13 protein-coding genes are annotated in these 17983 nt (G+C 69.8%); 4 read left to right on the top strand and 9 right to left on the bottom strand.

Annotated features, from left to right (window positions below):
- Positions 1–2694 (bottom strand): M14 family zinc carboxypeptidase (locus RWP81_RS05570; protein WP_314453292.1); only part of this gene is annotated, 2694 nt, incomplete at its 3' end.
- Between the two features lie 227 nt (positions 2695–2921).
- On the opposite strand from RWP81_RS05570, the gene RWP81_RS05565 reads away from it, so the two are divergent.
- Positions 2922–3983, top strand: coding sequence for an LLM class flavin-dependent oxidoreductase (locus RWP81_RS05565; RefSeq protein WP_314453288.1), 1062 nt, complete (start codon positions 2922–2924; stop codon positions 3981–3983).
- A gap of 415 nt (positions 3984–4398) precedes the next feature.
- On the opposite strand, the gene RWP81_RS05560 is transcribed toward RWP81_RS05565, so the two are convergent.
- Complete coding sequence (locus RWP81_RS05560) at positions 4399–5712, bottom strand: aminotransferase class I/II-fold pyridoxal phosphate-dependent enzyme (protein ID WP_314453286.1); 1314 nt, start codon at positions 5710–5712, stop codon at positions 4399–4401.
- Positions 5705–6646 carry an alpha-L-glutamate ligase gene (locus tag RWP81_RS05555; protein ID WP_314453283.1) on the bottom strand — a complete coding sequence of 314 codons (942 nt, stop codon included), beginning with the start codon at positions 6644–6646 and terminating at the stop codon, positions 5705–5707. Before RWP81_RS05555 ends, RWP81_RS05560 begins: the two co-directional genes overlap by 8 nt.
- Positions 6647–6790: 144 nt before the next feature.
- Between RWP81_RS05555 and RWP81_RS05550 the strand changes: the two genes are divergently transcribed.
- Positions 6791–7621 carry a class I SAM-dependent methyltransferase gene (locus RWP81_RS05550; protein ID WP_314453280.1) on the top strand — a complete coding sequence of 277 codons (831 nt, stop codon included), beginning with the start codon at positions 6791–6793 and terminating at the stop codon, positions 7619–7621.
- Positions 7622–8289: 668 nt separating this feature from the next.
- Here RWP81_RS05550 and RWP81_RS05545 read toward each other — a convergent pair.
- The 4 genes from RWP81_RS05545 to RWP81_RS05530 all read right to left on the bottom strand — a co-directional run bounded on the left by RWP81_RS05545 (position 8290) and on the right by RWP81_RS05530 (position 12640).
- A complete protein-coding gene (locus RWP81_RS05545) occupies positions 8290–8685 on the bottom strand; it encodes a DUF779 domain-containing protein (protein ID WP_314453279.1) in 396 nt (131 codons plus the stop codon).
- A gap of 195 nt (positions 8686–8880) precedes the next feature.
- Positions 8881–10431, bottom strand: a complete 1551-nt coding sequence (locus RWP81_RS05540; protein ID WP_314453276.1) for an aldehyde dehydrogenase family protein — start codon at positions 10429–10431, stop codon at positions 8881–8883.
- Between the two features lie 316 nt (positions 10432–10747).
- Positions 10748–11272 carry a hypothetical protein gene (locus RWP81_RS05535; RefSeq protein WP_243223034.1) on the bottom strand — a complete coding sequence of 175 codons (525 nt, stop codon included), beginning with the start codon at positions 11270–11272 and terminating at the stop codon, positions 10748–10750.
- An 81-nt stretch (positions 11273–11353) separates the two neighbouring features.
- Positions 11354–12640, bottom strand: coding sequence for a GAF domain-containing protein (locus RWP81_RS05530; RefSeq protein ID WP_314453273.1), 1287 nt, complete (start codon positions 12638–12640; stop codon positions 11354–11356).
- A 255-nt stretch (positions 12641–12895) separates the two neighbouring features.
- On the opposite strand from RWP81_RS05530, the gene RWP81_RS05525 reads away from it, so the two are divergent.
- Positions 12896–13255, top strand: coding sequence for a PadR family transcriptional regulator (locus RWP81_RS05525; RefSeq protein WP_314453270.1), 360 nt, complete (start codon positions 12896–12898; stop codon positions 13253–13255).
- Complete coding sequence (locus tag RWP81_RS05520; RefSeq protein WP_314453268.1) at positions 13252–14370, top strand: hypothetical protein; 1119 nt, start codon at positions 13252–13254, stop codon at positions 14368–14370. The genes RWP81_RS05525 and RWP81_RS05520 overlap by 4 nt, the downstream gene beginning before the upstream one ends.
- Positions 14371–14678: 308 nt before the next feature.
- On the opposite strand, the gene RWP81_RS05515 is transcribed toward RWP81_RS05520, so the two are convergent.
- A complete protein-coding gene (locus tag RWP81_RS05515; protein ID WP_314453265.1) occupies positions 14679–16106 on the bottom strand; it encodes a CCA tRNA nucleotidyltransferase in 1428 nt (475 codons plus the stop codon).
- A 202-nt stretch (positions 16107–16308) separates the two neighbouring features.
- On the bottom strand, positions 16309–17820 hold the full coding sequence (locus RWP81_RS05510; protein ID WP_314453263.1) for a methyltransferase: 1512 nt from the start codon (positions 17818–17820) through the stop codon (positions 16309–16311).
- Between the last annotated feature and the right edge of the window lie 163 nt (positions 17821–17983).

Raw genomic sequence — 17983 nt, 5'->3', positions numbered from 1 at the left:
CGGTACGGCCGTGGGGGCCGCGGTCGGCTCAGCCGTCGGGGCGACCGTCGGCTCCGGTGTGGGCTCGGGCGTCGGCTCGGGCGTCGGCTCCGGGGTCGGCGCCACGGTCGGCTCCGGAGTCGGGGTCGGGGTCGGGGTCGGCTCGACGACCACGGGCTTGTCCACGGCCCAGAACACCGCGCGGGCGATGTCGCTGAAGGCGCCGACCGGGTGCGCGCGGAACGTCGGCGACGTACCGAACACGAAGGCGCGTGTTCCGGACGGACCCGTGAGCGAGACCGCCGACGCCTGGCCCGCGGCATCCTGGATCGACTGGCCGGGAGTGCTGCGCCAGTGACCCGCCACGAAGGTGTCGGTGCCGGCGTAACGCTGCTCGATCGTCACTCCGGTCGCCGGGGCGGGGAACCACGCGAACGGATACCCGAAGGCGGTGTCCTGCGGGTAGTCGCCCAGCACGCCGTCAGCCGGCGTTTCGACCTGGGCGATGCCGTTCGATCCGCGGGTGCCGGTCACCGCGGTGAGCGGTGCGACGAAGGTGTTCACGAAGGCGGCACCGCCGGCGCCGCGACCCACGACGGGCTTGCCGGCCGCGATGAAGGCCGTCACCCTGTCGGCGCCGGCCTGCTGCTCCGGCGTGAAGCTGAGCCCGGTTCCCACGTAGAGGACGTCGACGGCCGACAGGTCGACCTCACCCGCAGCCAGGGTGGCGGCGGTCACGGGAACGAGTCCGGTGAAGCCGAGCTTGGTCAGCGCATCGCGATCGCCCGCGTCGCCGACATATCCGATGCGCACGCTGCGCAGCTCGGTGGCGTCGGTCGCCGCGGCCCCTCCGAGCTCGAAGTCGACACCGAACACCGAGGCAGCCAGGGCGGCCGCCTCGCGTGACCGGGCGTCCGCTCCCACGACGACGGTGCCGTCGGGCAGCTGCGACAGAGCGACGCCCGCGGCGAGCAGTGCATTGATCGCCTGCCAGTCGGCCACACCCCGCGGCTCGAATGTCAGCGAGCCGGCGCCCGCGGGCACCGAACCCGTCAGCGGGGCCTCGGTGACCGGCTCGACCGCGGTGGTCGGCGCCGGGTCGGTGGTCTCGCCGATCCGTGTCACCTGCGCGCCCCACAGCAGCGAGAGGCTCCATGCCGAGATGTCGTACATGTCGGGCACGCGGTCCGAGATGTCGGAGCCGTCGGCCAGGAGCACGTTTGCCAGGCCACGGAGCGGCTGATGCATGTCGACGTAGAACGAGCCCGCGGGGTAGTCGTTTCCGTCGAGGCGCACGGGTGCGGTCAGACGATCGACACGGATGCCGTTGACGAGCAGCTGCTGCACGAGCGTCTGCGCGTCGGAATCCGAACGCTGACCGGAGCCCACGGGAATGACGTACGCGCGCGGGAAGTCGGCGTTGTAGATGTCGGTCTCGTCCCAGATGTCGGTCCACTCCGCGGGCACGCCCGGGGCGAGGTCCTCGGGTGCGACGTCGGCGGGGATCTCGCGGCTGGGCTCGCCGGCCTCGCCGCGGCGGAAGATCTCGATCTGGTTGTCGAGCAGCGCGTCGCTGTGCTCGTCGACGTAGTCCACGACGGTGTCGATGACGACCTCCGCGACCTCGATGTTCACCTTCGCGCGAGCGGGCTGGTCGCCCGAACGCCCGAGCGGCAGCTCGACGGTGTTGGTGATGGCGCCCTGGTACGCCACGTACTGCGGCGCGAAGATCGGGGGCCAGTCGTCCCAGCCCGACCGCTGGTCGCGGTAGGGGATGTTGATGAAACCGGTGTTGGTCTCGGTCACGCCGGCGGTCGCCGGGTCGTAGTAGGTGTTACCGGGGATGTTCGCCGCGGTCACGGCATCCTCGATCTCCAACGCCGTGGCGTAGGCGTGCGGCACGAAGAGGTCGTATTCGTAGTTCTCACCGTGCGGGGGGCCGCAGGGCTCGACCTGCAGCACGTCCGTGTAGCCGTGCAGGTCGATGAAGTACGTCGGCTGGATGACGCTCGCCAGGTCGCGCACGATGGATGCCTCGGCCGTGGCGCCCGTGATGAAGTCGCGGTTCGGGTCGTAACCGTTCGCGGTTCCGCGCTGCCCGAGGGCACGGCCGTCGGGGTTGTTGGTCACCGTGAAGTAGATGCGGTGATCGTCGAGCATCTCGGCCGTGGCCGGGTCGGTGGAGGTGGCGAGGTCCTCGATGTAGTTGAGGGTCGCGTCGGTGCCCTCCCACTCGTTGCCGTGGATGTTGCCGTTGAACCACATCGGCACCTTGTACTCGCTCTGCAGCGTCGCATCCGCGGCGGCGGCCGTCGGGTCGGCCTTCACGAGGTCGCGCCAGTCGGACTGCTGCGCCGTCTGCGCGGTGGTCTCGGGGGTCGTGACGGTCACGAGGTAGATGTCGCGACCCAGCGCCGAGGTGCCGACGACCTGCGCCGAGACGCGGTCGCTGGTGTCCATGAGCGTGTTCAGGAACGGCGCGATCTCGTCGTAGGGACGCACCCCGCGCGCGATCGATGCGTCTTCGGGCAGGTCGGGGAACACCTTCAGCTCGGGCTGAACGGGGTAGCTGGTGGGCATGTCGATCAACGGCGACACGGGCCGCACCACGCTCAGCGAAGGGGGAACCATCGCGGCCGAAGCCGGGAGGGCGGCGAACACGGTGGTCGCGGCGAGGCCGCAGACGACAGTGCCCGCGAGGATGCGTCTCTGCACGGGGTCTCCAGGGGTTGCGTGCCACGCGCCATGGAGCATCTCGCGCGACAGGGGGGATGGTTCGGTCAGCCGAACCTGAAAGAAATCTATGGATGCCGTGTTACGCCGCCGTGACAGATCTCGGACGTCGTGTTACCGCTGCCGCAGAACGCATCGCTGCTCGGCCGACGTGACCGCGCGTGTCGGGGCTGACGCCATGCCCCCGCAGACCCGGAAAGATGGATGCCATGACCTCCCCCCAGCGCGTGCGTTTCGGCTATTGGACCCCGATCTTCGGCGGATGGCTGCGCAACGTCGACGACGAGCAGACCCCCGTCTCGTTCGCCCACATCGCCGAGATCGCCCGCGCGGCGGAAGAGGGCGGATTCGACCTGACGCTCATCCCCGAGCTGAACCTCAACGACATCAAGGGCGTCGAGGCTCCATCGCTCGACGCGTGGACGGTGACCGCGGCGCTCGCGGCGGTGACGTCGTCGCTCGAGCTGATGACCGCGGTGCGTCCCGGTTTCCACAACCCGTTCCGCACCGCGAAGCAGGCCGCGACCATCGACGAGATCAGCGGTGGCCGCTTCACCCTCAACGTGGTCTCGGCGTGGTGGGCCGAGGAGGCGAAGCAGTACGACGGCCTCTTCAGCGCGCACGACGACCGTTACGCCCGCACCATCGAGTGGGTCGAGGTGCTGCGCGGGCTGTGGTCCGAGACGCCTTTCGCGTACGAGGGCGAGTACTACCGCACAGAGGGCACGTTCACCGAGCCCAAGCCCCGCGTCATCCCGCGCCTGTACGCCGGCGGTGAGAGCGAGGCGGGTCGCACGACGATCACCCGCTTCGCTGACGCGTACCTGACCCACGGCGGCACGCTCGAGGAGCTGTCGACGAAAGTCGCGGATATGCGCCAGCGTCGTGCGGCGGCGGGGGCGACGCCGTTCGAGGCGTTCGGCATGGCCGCCTACGCCGTGGTGCGCGACACCGAAGCCGAGGCGCAGGCCGAAATCGAGCGGATCACCGACGTGCGCGGGGGCGCGGCGTACGGCTCGTACCAGGACTTCGTGAGCAAGTCGAAGCTCGACACCCCGGTCGACCTCAAGGAGTACTCGGTCTCGAACCGCGGTCTGCGCCCCAACCTCGTCGGCACGCCCGATCAGGTCGCCGAGCGGATCGTGGAGTTCGCGAACGTCGGCGTCTCGACGCTGCTGCTGCAGTTCTCCCCCCACCTGCCCGAGATGCAGCGCTTCGCCGCCGAGGTGATCCCGCGCGTGCGGCGCCTGGAGGCGCAGCGCGACGGGTGAGTCGCTCTCCCACCCCGCTTGAGTGTCCAAGACACGCCGCGCCGCGGCCGCGCGTACGGCATGTCCTGGACACTCAACGAAGCCTGGAGACCGGCACCCGCGCCGCCGCCGCGGCGAGCGGGCCCCGGACGGCGCGCCCAACCTGTTGAGTGTCCAGAACACGCCGCAGCGGCCCGGCGCGCACGGCATGTCCTGGACACTCAACGAAGCCCGCCCGCCCGCGGCCCTGCACCAGGACGCGAAGCGAATGCGAGGTGGCTGAGCTCGTCGAAGCCACCGGGCCGGGTCGCGTGCCCGGACCCTTCGACAAGCTCGGAGTCTGCCCGGCGTGCCCGAACCACCACGTTGGCGGAGCACACGCAAGCCCGCGGCGCCAGCGGCCCCTTCACCAGCCCCGGCGTCGCTCTGGGACGCGTTATACCGCCGCGCGGAGCGCCTGGTCGAGGTCGGCGATCAGGTCTTCGGCATCCTCGAGTCCGATCGACAGGCGCACGAGTCCGTCGCTGATGCCCAGGCGGTCGCGCGTCTCTTGGGTGAAGCCGATGTGGGTCGTGGTGGCGGGATGCAGGGCCATCGACCGCGTGTCGCCGATGTTCGTCATGCGGCTGAACAGGCGCAGGGCGTCGAAGAACCGTTCTGCCCCGTCGCGTCCGCCGCGCACCGTGAACGAGAAGACCGAGCCCGAGAGCCCGCCGTAATCCCGCACGGCGAGGTCGTGCTGCGGGTGCGAAGGCAGTCCGGCGTAGTCGACGCTCTCGACAGAGTCGTGCTGCTCGAGCCACTCGGCCACGGTGCGCGCGCTGGCGAGGTGCTGCCGCATGCGCACCGACAGGGTCTCCATGCCCTGCTGGAGCAGGAAGCCGTTGAGCGGCGAGAGCGCCGGACCGATGTCGTTCGCGATGCCGAACCGCAGGGACAGCTCGAAGGCGCGCGGTCCGAACGCCTCGATGAGCGAGCGGTGCGTCGCGATCGGGGTGTCGGTGATCGCGGGGTAGGAGCGGTCGGATGCCACCCAGTCGAACGTTCCGCCGTCGACGACCGCCCCGGCGAGGTTGGCCCCGTGGCCCGAGAGGAACTTGGTGGCCGAGTGCACGACGATGTCGGCGCCCTGTTCGATCGGGCGGATGAGGAACGGGGTCGCGATAGTGTTGTCGACGACGAGCGGGATGCCGTGGCGTTTCGCGATGCGGGCGACCGCGGCGATGTCGACGATGTCGTTCTTCGGGTTGGGAAGCGTCTCGGTGAAGATCGCCTTCGTCTCGGGGCGGATGAGGGAGTCCCATTCTGCCTCGTCGGTGGGATCCCAGACGTACTCGACGGTGACGCCCATGCGGGCGAAGGTGCGGTCGAACAGCACGCGCGTGCCGCTGTAGATGCTCGCGGTCGAGACGATGTGCTCGCCGCTCCCAGCGAGCGCCAGCAGCGAGACGGTGATAGCCGCCTGCCCCGATCCGACGACTATCGCGCCCGACCCGCCTTCGAGAGACGCGAGACGGCGTTCGGCGACCTGGTTGGTGGGGTTGGCGTTGCGGGAGTACAGGTGGCCGAGGTCGGCGCCCGCGAAGCGGTCGGTCGCCTCCTGGAAGGACGCGAACCGGTAGGCCGCTGACAGGTGCACGGGGGTGATGCGCGAGCCGTGGGTGAGGTCTTCTTCTTCACCGGCGTGCACCTGCCGCGTGGCGAAGCCGAAGCCCGCCCACTCGCTATGCGGCGCCGCCGGCTCAGCCACGGATGCCCGCCACTTCGCGCGGCAGCAGCGAGCCGAGCCAGCGTGCGATCTCGCGTGGTCCCGAACGCGGAGCGGATGCCTCGACGTCGGGGTTGTAGTTGGTGTTCGTGTTGACGTCGTAGGTCACCGTGCGACCGTCGAGCGTCTCGATGAACTCGATCCCGGCGATGCCCACTCCCTCGGCCGCGAGGAACGCGAGGTACCGGTCGATCAGCGTCGGGTCGACGTCGTCGCGCAGCCGGAACATCGGCTCGGGCTCTACGCCGTCGGCATCTGGGATCGCACACGCCTCGGCGGGGCAGAGCTCGAAGCTGCCGGCGCTGGTGTCGACGCGCACGGCGTAGACGAACTCGCCCGCGACGAACTCGGCCCGGGTGATGAACGGCGTCCGGGCGACGAGCAGTTCTTGCAGCAGCGTGATGCCGTCGGGGGAGTGCTCGAAGTCGGGTCCGGCGACCCACGCCGTGAACTCGTCGATGGAGTCCCACCGCCGCACGCCCAGGCCCTTGCCGCCCTGGTTGTGCTTGCTGATGAACGGCGCGCCGAAGCGCTCGGCGGCCGCCGCGAGATCATCGGTGCCGAAGACGGCCACCGTGCGGGGGACCTCGATACCCGCGTGTCGCAGCGCCGCGTGCTGCGCGACCTTGCTCACCTCGAGCTCGAGCACGTCGGCACCGTTGATGACGGTGCGGCCCCACGATGCGAGCCAGCGCAACACGGCGCGGCCGAACTCTTTGCTGTGCGCGTGGTCGCGCGTGTGGGCGGAGGCGCTCAGCCGCGACCAGAAGACACCATCGGGCGGTTCGACCGCGAGGTCGATCGATCCGTCGGTGAGCAGCCACTCTTCGAACGGCACCCCCTCGGCCTCGAACGCCGCCGCGAACGGCGGAATCCACTGGGGGTTCTCGTGGATGACATAGACCTTGCCCGACATCCCGCCAGGCTAACGCGCCCCTCCGACATCGCGCCGACCGGCTCGTCACGCGGGGTCACCGGCGCCCGGGCGCGCGCTCCGGCGAAGGCGCGCGGCATCCGGAGTCTGTAGCGTTGCAAGGCTGTGCCAGTGGAAAGGGATGCCATGACTTCCGACTACATCGATGCCAACCGTGCCAACTGGGATGAGCGCGCGACCCTCCACGCCGCCCGCGACGGTTCGGGCTATGGCGTACAGCGATACGTCGCGGATGCACACGCGCTCTCCGACGTCGTGCGCTTCGATCAGCGGCTCCTCGGCGACATCGCCGGTCTGCGCGCGTTGCACCTGCAGTGCCATATCGGCACCGACACTCTCTCGCTCGCGCGCCTGGGCGCACGCGTCACCGGCCTCGACTTCTCTGAGAACGCCGTCACTGAAGCCCGTCGTCTGGCTGCCGAGGCCGGCGTCGACATCGAGTTCGTCCAGTCCGACGTCCGGGACGCCGCGACCATCCTTGCCCGCGAATCGTTCGACCTCGTGTACACGGGAATCGGGGCGCTCTGCTGGCTGCCGTCGATCACCGAGTGGGCGGGTGTCGTAACCGACCTGCTGGCCCCGGGGGGCACGCTGCACATTCGCGAGGGGCACCCGTTGCTCTGGTCTCTCAACGAGGAGCTCCCCGGCCTCGCACTCACCTTTCCGTACTTCGAGCAGACCGCACCACTCGAATGGGATGACGAGAACACCTACGTGGAGGTCTCGGCACCGCTGACCGCGACGCGCACCTACGAGTGGAACCACGGCATCGGCGAGATCGTCACCGCCCTGCTCGATCGCGGCCTGCGTCTGGACGCCCTGGTGGAGCATGACAGCGTGCCCTGGGAGGCGCTGCCCGGTCGCATGACCCTGCACCCCGACGGCGAGTACGCGCTGACCGAGCAGCCCTCGGTCATACCGCTGAGCTACACGATCCGCGCCTCGAGGCCGGCCTGACGAGGAACACCGCTACGGTCCACCACGCGAGGGCGAAGAGCGAAACGGCCACCAGCGCTCCGGTCAGCGATCCGTCGATGAGGACCGCGAGCGAACCGTCCGCTTCGCGGCCCCCCCTGAAAGGTCACCACGAATGGGACCGCGGTGGTTGTCGTATTGGCGAAGGCTACGGCGGCAAGTGCCATTGCCACGATCGCGAGAATGCACCCGCCGATGATGAAGCTGGATGCCACGACGGCGAGGTGGGCGGCGGCATGACTGAGGCGGACGGTCACCATGTTGTCCTCCCGGTTGCGTTCCTCTCACGATAGGCAGACGAATGCGGTGCGGGCGGGTGAAATACGTCACGACGGGGGTGACGACATCGATGCCACGTGAACCCGCCGTGGCAGCCTGATCCTTCGTCCACATCGCGAGGGGGCACGCCGTGCGGGAGACAGTCGATCTGGCGATCATCGTCGCGGTCTACGCCGCGATCATCGGGACCGGGTGGGGCCTTCTCATCGATCCGTTGCGCCCGGCGACCGGATGGGTGGCCACCGTTTCCGTCGTGCTGACCGGGTTCCTCATCGCGGGCCTGGCACCCGACGCTGTGCTCTCCGTTCCGGTGCTCGTCATGGCGTTCACCGTCACGTCGTGGGCGCGCGACAAGTGGTGGCGGGCCAGCCTCATTCGGAACGAACGCCCACCCCGAACGCCTCCGCCTCCTCCTCCGTCAGCATCCGCGACCGGATGAGGAATCGCATCCCGGTCGGACCCTCGACCGAGAAGCCGGCGCCGCGGCCCGGAACGACGTCGATCGTCAGGTGCGTGAACTTCCAGTACTCGAACTGCGACTCCGATATGTACACCTCGATCGGGTCGTCGAGACCGACCTCGATGTCACCGAGGTGCACGTCGCTGGGGCCCGTGATGAACATTCCCACCGGGTAACACATCGGTGAGCTGCCGTCACAGCAGCCGCCGGACTGGTGGAACATCAGCGGGCCGTGCTTCACCGTCAGGTCGCGCAGCAGTGCGGCCGCGGCATCCGTCACATCCACGCGTGAGAGTTGGATGGTCATGTCCCACTCCTTTCACTTCATGTCCCAAGAGTTGCGGGTTGGGAGCCCGCCAACCCGCCATAAGTGGGACGAAGGCCCACCCCAACCCGCCATAAGTGGGACGAGATGCCCCGCCGACCGACCGGGCGCGACCCCCGGGCGCGAACCCGGGGGTCGCGGGGCGTCGGAGAACCGCCGCCCCGACGCTCGAACCGCTTAGAAGAAGCCCATGGCCCCATCGGCATACGACACGAGCAGGTTCTTGGTCTGCTGGTAGTGGTCGAGCATCTTGAGGTGGTTCTCGCGACCGATGCCGGACTGCTTGTACCCGCCGAACGCCGCGTGAGCGGGGTACTGGTGGTACGTGTTCGTCCAGACGCGCCCGGCCTCGATGGCCCGTCCCGCGCGGTAGGCCGTGTCGCCGCTGCGACTCCACACGCCGGCACCGAGGCCGTAGAGGGTGTCGTTGGCGACCGAGATGGCGTCGTCGAAGTCGTCGAACGAGGTGACCGACAGCACCGGACCGAAGATCTCCTCCTGGAAGATCCGCATGTCGTTCGTGCCCTCGAAGACGGTCGGCGCCATGTAGTAGCCGTCCGTCAGGTCGCCGCCGAGATCGACGCGTTCTCCACCCGTCAACAGCTTGGCGCCACCGGCCTTGCCGATGTCGATGTACGACAGGATCTTCTCGAGCTGGTCGTTCGAGGCCTGCGCGCCGATCATGGTCTCGGGGTCGAGCGGATTGCCCTGGCGCACCTTCTTGACGCGCTCCAGGCCGTCACCGAGGAACTGGTCGTAGATCGACCGCTGGATCAGCGAACGCGACGGGCACGTGCACACCTCGCCCTGGTTGAGGGCGAACATCGTGAAGCCCTCGAGCGCCTTGTCGTAATAGGCGTCGTCGCTTCGCAGCGCCACGTCTTCGAAGAACACGTTGGGGCTCTTGCCCCCGAGCTCGAGCGTCACCGGAATGAGGTTCTGCGAGGCGTACTGCATGATCAGGCGGCCGGTCGTTGTCTCACCGGTGAAGGCGATCTTGCGGATCCGCTTGTGCTGCGCCAGCGGCGCCCCCGCCTCGATACCGAAGCCGTTGACGATGTTCACGACACCCGCCGGGAGCAGGTCGCCGATGATGTCGAACAGGAACAGCAGGGATGCCGGAGTCTGCTCGGCCGGCTTGATCACGACGCAGTTGCCCGCGGCGAGCGCCGGAGCCAGCTTCCAGGCGGCCATGAGGATGGGGAAGTTCCACGGAATGATCTGCCCGACCACACCCAGCGGTTCGTGGAAGTGGTACGCCACCGTATTCTCGTCGAGCTGGCTGAGCGAGCCCTCCTGCGCCCGCAGCACGCCGGCGAAGTAGCGGAAGTGGTCGACGGTCAGGGGAATGTCGGCCGCGAGCGTCTCGCGCACCGGCTTGCCGTTCTCCCAGGTCTCGGCGACGGCGATCTTCTCGAGGTTCTCCTCGATCCGGTCGGCGATCTTGTTCAGGATGACGCTGCGCTCGGCGGGAGTGGTCTTCTTCCACGACGCGAACGCCTTCCATCCCGCCTCGACGGCGCGGTCGATGTCGTGCGCGTCACCGCGTGCGACCTCGCAGAACGGCTTACCGGTGACGGGAGTGATGTTCTCGAAGTACTCGCCGCTGTGGGGTTCGACCCACTCGCCACCGATGTAGTGCCCGTACCGCGAACGATATTCGGCGACGGCCCCGCGTTGTCCCGGGGCGGCGTAGACGCTCGAGACGCCTTCTTCGACGATGGTCATGCGTGTCTCCTTCGACGGTCATGAGTCGCCGCGTCTGCTTCGGGCGGCGATGCGCCGACGGTACGCCGGGGGAGGTTGCATGGAGTTGCACCGGTCCGGGTGGGGTTCGCTGATCGAGGCGGGCACCCCTGGCCGCGAGATCACACGATCCTCGCGAGATCACACGGCGTCCTCTCCATAGCGTGCGATCTCGGCAAGAACGTGTGACTTCGATGGCGCGGCGCGCGGCCCGACGGCGTCACCACCCGCGGCGAGCGCACGCACCGACGACGGATGCCACGACCCTGAGGCCGTGGCATCCGTTCTGCGTACGCGACTACACGTCGGCGTCAGCGAGCACCGATCGCAGCGGCGGCACGTTGACCTCGTGCAGGTCGACGTCGTCGAGGCGCTCGATGCTCTGCACGCGCGGGGCGATCACACGGTCGTCGGCGACGATCCAACTGCCGACGAGGAGGAACCGGTCGTTGCCCGCAGTGATCGGGCCGGTGAGAGCGAAGGTCTGGTGCGTCGGCGTGAGGAACGTCACGCGCACGGGCGTGCCGTGGGGGAGGGTCGACGGGTCGACCACGTCTGCCTCGAGCGCCGGCTGCGGAGGCTCGATACCGAGATCGATGCGCTGGATCTCGGAACTCGTCGCGAGGATCACGTCACCGACCAGGGGCTGACCGCCCACGCCGATACGCACGGTGCCCTCAAGGGCGTAGAGGCCGTAGCGCGGCGAACGGACGATGACGCGGGCGACGTCGCCCGCCTTGACCTCGGCCAGCGCCTCGCGGATGCGCGCCACGTCGCGACGGGCACGGGCTGCCGAGAAGATGTCGAGCGCGTTTTCGTCCATAGGTTCAGAGTAACGAGGGCCTCCGACATCGGGCCCACCGAAGAGTGAACGCGCACGTAAGCGTGGCCGCCTCAGCGCTGTTCACTCGCGCTCCCCGCGCTCGATCCGTGCGACGAGGCCGGCACGCTTCGGCGAGCGCGGGGGCAGCATCGACAGGCACAGCCGCAGCACCTCCTCGTCGTCGCGCCCGTCGACGGCGTCGGCGTAGGCGAGGAGCACGTCGACACCGGCCTCGGCGATCAACGCCTCACGCAGCGTGCTGCGCACCGATTCGCGTACCTCGACCACCCCCGGTGCGTCCGAGTCGGGCAGCACCGGACCCGAGTAGGCCGCGAGGGCCACCCGGTGCGCGCCGCGGTCGAGGAGCGACAGCACGTGCTGCGCGTCGGTCTCGAGTCCGTCGAGGAGTCGATACGGCCGGGATGCCGGCACGACCCGCGGAGCGAGGGGGACCAGGGCGCGGCGCAGGCGCACCATCTCGGGCCGGAGCGTCTCCACGGCGGCGTGGCCGTACACGGCCTCGCTCAACGCCTCGGCGGAGAGCCCCTCGCGGTGCACGGCGAGCAGCAGCAGGATCTCTGCGTGACGGGGGCTGAGTTCGAGGGTCGACCCCGCCACCTCGAGCAGCGCGCGATCCCGGCCGAGGGTGCGCAGGAGTGCCCGCGACGGCGCTGCACGTGTGGGAGGAGGGGCCTGCTGTGCGCGGAGCCGCGCCACGAGGATCTCGCTCTCGATGGCCCGAGCGGTGGCATCCACCAGCAATTGCGCCTGGGGAGTCACCGCCTCGGGCCCTCCCGTGACGTCGATCACGCCGAGCAGGCGACGGGTCTCGGGATCGTGCACCGGAGCGGCCGTGCACGACCACGGCTGCACGAGGCGGTTGAAGTGCTCGGCGCCCCGGATCTGCACGGAGCGATCGAGGGTCAGCGCGGTCCCGGGCGCGGAGGTGCCCACGGCATCCTCGGCCCAGTTCGCTCCCGCGACGAAGCCCATGTCACCGGTGAGCGTGCGGATGTGCCGGTCGCCCTCGACCCACAGCAGGCGTCCCGCCGCGTCTCCTACGGCGACGACGACACCCGACTCCTCGGCGGTGCCGGGAAGCAGCAGGGCGCGCACCATGTCCATGACCCCGGCCAGGGGATGAGCCCGGCGGTACGCCTCGAGTTCCTCCGACGCCAGCTCGAGCGCGGGGAGTCCTTCGGGCCCGACGAGGGATGCCATCGACCGCCGCCACGACTCGGTGACCAGCGGACGCACGTCGCCGAGGCGCCGATCCTCGTTGCCGGCGAGGAGTTCGTCGTGTGCGCGCGCGATCAGCAGTCCCGAGGTCTCGGGGGAGATGGCCGGTCGCGACCAGGAGGAGGGCACAGGACTCCCATCGGCGGTGACGGAGGTGGGTCTCAGTGTAGGTCGGGTGGGCACCGGGCGGGAGGGGGCGGACCCGGAGGCCGCTGAGCGGCAACGATGACGACGTGCCTCCGCGAGAGCAACCCGGGCGCGGGGACGCCGTTCACGGCATCCATCGCCTCACTCTGCCCCAGCAGAAAGCCCAAGGACTTCGCATTACGCACTACCGCGCACTGCGTGGTACTGTCCCAGGCAGACAAGCGAAAGGGGGCGCGCGTGGATACGACGCAGCTATTGAAGGGGGTGCTGGATGCCGCCGTGCTGGCGGTGGTGCAGCACGACGACGGGTACGGGTACGACATCGTGCGGCGACTGCGCGAAGCGGGCCTCGGCGAGGTGGGTGACGCCTCGGTCTACGGGACACTCCGGCGGCTCTACTCCGCGGGGGCGTTGTCGAGCTACGTCGTGCCGAGTGACGGCGGACCGCACCGTAAGTACTACGCGATCAACCCGCAGGGTCGCGAACTGCTCGACGCGCAACGCGCGAGCTGGACCCATTTCTCCTCGGCCATGACGACCCTGCTCGATGACACCACCCACTCGAAGAAGCTGCGCACGATCGGAGACGCCCGATGATCACCACACCCGTCCGTGACGACATCCGCGCCTTCGCGGCCGAGGTGCGCGCGCACCTCGATGACCTGCCCGCCGACGAGGTCGACGACCTGCTCGACGGCCTCGAGGCCGACCTGTCCGATCAGGCCGCCGAGGCCGGCGACGACTTCGGACTCCCGGATGCCACGACCTACGCCGACGAACTGCGTTCCGCCGCGGGACTCCCCGACCGCGTCCTCACTCCGAAGAAGAAGCTCCCGCTCGTGCGGCGCGCTCGGGCGGCGTGGAACTCGACGGGCAGGAGGATCCGCGGGAATCCCGCCGGTACCTGGATCCTGGACACCCTGGCATCCCTCCGCCCCGTGTGGTGGGTGGTCCGCGGAGTCGTCGTCTACCTCTGGGTCGTCTCGTTGCTCGTTCCCCTCGGCGGGACGGGCGGCATCCTCTCTTCGCTCCTCGCACTGACCTTCAACCCCCTCGCCTGGATCATCCTCTTGGGCCTCATCGCGGTCAGTGTGCAATGGGGCCAGGGAAGGTGGATGCCGTTCCGGTGGCTCCACGCGACAGCGGTCGTAGTGAGCGCGGTCACGGTGCTGGCTCTGCCCGCGACGTTGGGGATGCTGAGCAATTCCCTGTTCGCGGCCGTCTACGACAACCGCGCGTCGGCCTCTCAGGGATGGACTCCCGGCCTCTCCGTCGACGGTATTCGTGTTCGCAACATCTACGCGTACGACGCGAATGGGGCCGCCCTCTCGGGAGTTCAGCTCTTCGACCAGGACGGGCGACCGGTCACCACCGTCGGAATGGAGACGACGACCCTGTCGGACGCCTACTACGCGGGTGGCGGCGGGCCTGTTCCGGTCCCCTATACGGTGCCGGGCAGCGCCCCGATCTGGAACGCCTTCCCGCTCCGTGAGGTTCCCGCTGAGAAGTGGACATGGGATCAAGCCGACCTGGCCGAAGCGACGTTGTCGCCCGTTCCGTTCGAGCGCGTCCAGCCGCTCCCGGACGCCGCGCAGCCGGCCCTGCAGGCATCGCCGACGCCGGAACCGTCCACGGCCCCTTCCGCAGAATCCACTCCGATTCCGACCGCGGACCCCCTCGGCCCCGCGACGCCCGAGGCGGTCGCCCCGTGACCGACGAGCCGCGCATCATCAGCATCGACCTGACACATCTCGTGGTGGCGGCGCTGACCCAGGGCGATGGCGACGGTGACGGCGACCGGCACCGATGAGACCGGCGCGCGGGACGGGTTTCCGGGGGAGTGGGGGCTCCCGGACACCGTCCCGCACGCTGCGGGAACCGGGATTCCCCTCCGGGTAAGTACCGTCGTGCGGATGCAACTGACGGCGCACGGATGTCGAACCGTCACCGCCTGCGTGTCACCGACGAACTCCGCGCGACGGTCCCGCAGCGGACGAACGAGCGATAGAAGCCGGCGGGGTCAGCCCCGCGCCGCCCACCACTCCCGCAGGCGCTTCTCCGCCTCGTCTTCGCCGACCACGCCCTCGTCGAGGCGCAGGTCGAGCAGGAAGCGGTACGCCTCGCCCACGTCGCGCCCGGGTTTCAGCCCCAGCACCTCCTGGATGCGGTTGCCGTCGAGCTCGGGGCGGATCGAGTCGATCTCCTCCTGCTCGCGGAGCGCCGAGATGCGCGCCTCGATGTCGTCGTAGGCGGATGCCAGTCGCTGCGCCTTGCGCTTGTTGCGGGTGGTCACGTCTGCCCGCGTGAGGATGTGCAGACGGTCCAGTTCGGCCCCGGCGTCGCGGACGTACCGGCGCACCGCGGCATCCGTCCACGCCCCCTCGGCGTAGCCGAAGAACCGCAGGTGCAGCTCGACGAGGCGCATGACGACGGTGGTGGTCGCGGCGTCGAAGCGCAGCGTCTGCAGGCGCTTGCGGGCGAGGCGCGCACCCTTGACGTCGTGGTGGTGGAACGTCACGCCCCCGCCCGCCTCGAGGCGTCGAGTGGCGGGCTTGCCGATGTCGTGCAGAAGCGCCGCCAGGCGCAGGGGCACATCGGGGGCGGCATCCGGATGCCGGCTCTTCTCGAGCGCGATCGCCTGACGCAGCACGGTGAGGGAGTGCTCGTAGACGTCTTTGTGGTGGTGGTGCTCGTCGACCTCGAGGCGCAGAGCCGGCACCTCGGGCAGGAACTCTTCGATCAGGCCGGTCTCGACGAGCACGCGGATGCCGCGGACCGGGTCATCGGTCTGCAACAGGCGCACGAGCTCGGCCTGCACGCGTTCGGGGCTGACGATCTCGAGCGAGGCCCGCAGATCGGCGATCGCGTCGAGGGTCGCACGGTCGACGGTGAAGTCGAGCTGCGACGAGAAGCGGGCCGCGCGCAGCATGCGCAACGGGTCGTCGCCGAAGCTCACGGCGGGGTCGATGGGGGTGCGAAGGCGCCCGGCGATCAGATCCTCGACGCCTCCGGTCGGGTCGACGAGCGTGCGCGCGGGCACGCGGAGAGCCATGGCGTTGACGGTGAAATCGCGGCGGGTGAGGTCGGCCTCGAGGGTGTCGCCGAACTCCACCGTGGGCTTGCGCGTGACCCCGTCGTAGCTGTCGGCGCGGTAGGTGGTGATCTCGACCTGTTCGCCCGCGACGCGTGCGCCGATGGTTCCGAAGGCGCGGCCGACGTCCCACTGGACCGACGAAACCGGCTTGATCAGCGCGAGGATCTCGTCGGGGCGGGCGTCGGTGGTGAAGTCGAAGTCGTGCGTGGTGCGGCCCAGCAGCGCGTCGCGGACGGGGCCACCGACGATCGCGAGATCACGGCCGGCTTCGGCGAAGGCACGGGCGACGGTGGCGACGACGGGGTGCGCGGCGAGCTCCTCGAGGCGCGCGAGACCCTCGGCCATGTTCAGCATGTCTTCGAGCCTATCCGGGGCCGCCGACAGCGACCGTGCGTCTCTCCACGGTCTCGTCGGGCGTCCAGAACACCCGGATGCCACGGCATCCACGTCCGGGTTTCGTGGACGCTCGCGTGGTCCGGAGCCGGAGCCGCACACCCCGACTCACGCCAGACCGGCCCGCGCAGCCTCGGGCCGCGCAGCCCCCGGGCCGCCAGGCTCAGTCGGCGAACGAGACGAACCCCGTCACCAGCAACTCGCGCACGCGCGGCAGCAGATCGGCGCGGAGGTGCGCGGCATCCACCTCCATCAACTGCGCGATGGCGTCGACCAGCACCCCGACGGCCAGATCGCCGTCGCACGCGCCCACCAGCGCCGCGAGAGCCGGGTCGACCTCGATCCGCCGCGCGAAGCCACCGCCCTGGTGCAGCTCGATGACCGACGGATCACCCTCACCCGGGCGGTGGTGGCGCGCCTCGGTGACGTCGGGCGCCACCTGCAGCACGCTCGACGCGAGGTCGTCGTCGTCCAGCAGCGCTGCACGGTCGTGCGCGGCGAGACAGGCTGCGAGGTGCGGTCCGAATGCGGACTCCCCGCCCCCCGCGACGCGCTCGTACCGCGCCAGGGTGGGGCCTCCGGCCAGGGGCTTGCGCAGCAGCAGGTATCCGAAGCCGACGCCCGTGACGCCGCGGCGGGCGAAGTCGTCGAGCCACGCGTCGATGAGACGTCCGTGCGCGGCCGTCCCCGGAACCGTGCCACCATCGCGCACCCACAGCTCCGCGTACGCGAGCGGGTCGAGCACCTCGCGCTCGATCACCCAGGCATCCATCTCCTCGCCCACCCAGGAGCGGACGCGGTCGAGTCCCGATTCACCCTCGCGGTACTCCCAATTGCCCAGCAACTGCGCGACACCGCCGGGGGAGAGGTGCGAACCCGCACCCGCGACGACCGCCGCCACCAGCGAATCGCCCTCCATCCCGCCGTCGCGGTACTCGTACGCCGGAACCCCCTCGACGCGGGGCGTGATGACGAACGGGGGATTGGATGCCACCCGGTCGAACGTCTGGCCCGCGACGGGGTCGAACAGCGAGCCGTGCCGGGTCTCGATGCCGTCGACACCGTTCAGCAGCGCGTTCAGCCGGGTGAACCGCAGCGCCCGCTCGGAGACATCGGTGGCGACGACGTGCTCCACGAGGCGCCGCAGACGAAGAGCCTGGATGCCGCACCCCGTCCCGACATCGAGGGCGGTCCGCGCGCCGCGGGTCAATTGCAGGCGGGCGAGGGTCTGCGAGGCCCCGCCGACACCCAGGACGTGGTCCTCGGGGAGAGGTCCCTCGAGCGCCGCCTCGTCGAGGTCGCTCGCGATCCACCACTCGACCTCCCCCGCGTCGTCCGAGAACGCCTGCGGCCGCACGACCACCTCGGGATGCACGTGGTCGCCCTCGACGCGCACGAGGCCCAGCGCGGCCGCACCGTCGACACCCAACGACGGCAGAGCCGAAACCACCCGCTCGCGATCCACGGTGAGACCGAGCCCCCATAGGCGTCCCAGCACGGCGAGGGCGTCGTCGCGGGCGCCGAGGGCACGCTCGGCCGGGCGACGGAGGCCCCGCGCCACGGCGTCATCCGCTTGCTCGCCCCAGGCTCCGCGCAGAGTGGAACTCGCGAAGTCGGCGGAGCGGAGATCGGCGGCGAGGGCCTGGCAGAGGCGGGGGTCGGGTTCGGGAAGCACCGGTCCATTCAAGCGTCTGCGCGAGGCTATCGGGGGGCTTCACGGCACCCGGGCCTAGACTCATCGCGGTGCGAGGCCCCCTCGTGCCACCGACGCTCGTATGACCGTGACTTCCCCGCCTTCGGGCCCACCCGTGCTGCGGCGCCCCCTCGCGCGCCGGCTG

Origin of the sequence: uncultured Microbacterium sp. (assembly GCF_963521695.1) — a bacterium.
Classification (GTDB): Bacteria; Actinomycetota; Actinomycetes; order Actinomycetales; family Microbacteriaceae; genus Microbacterium.
This window is presented reverse-complemented; position numbering and strand designations above follow the sequence as displayed.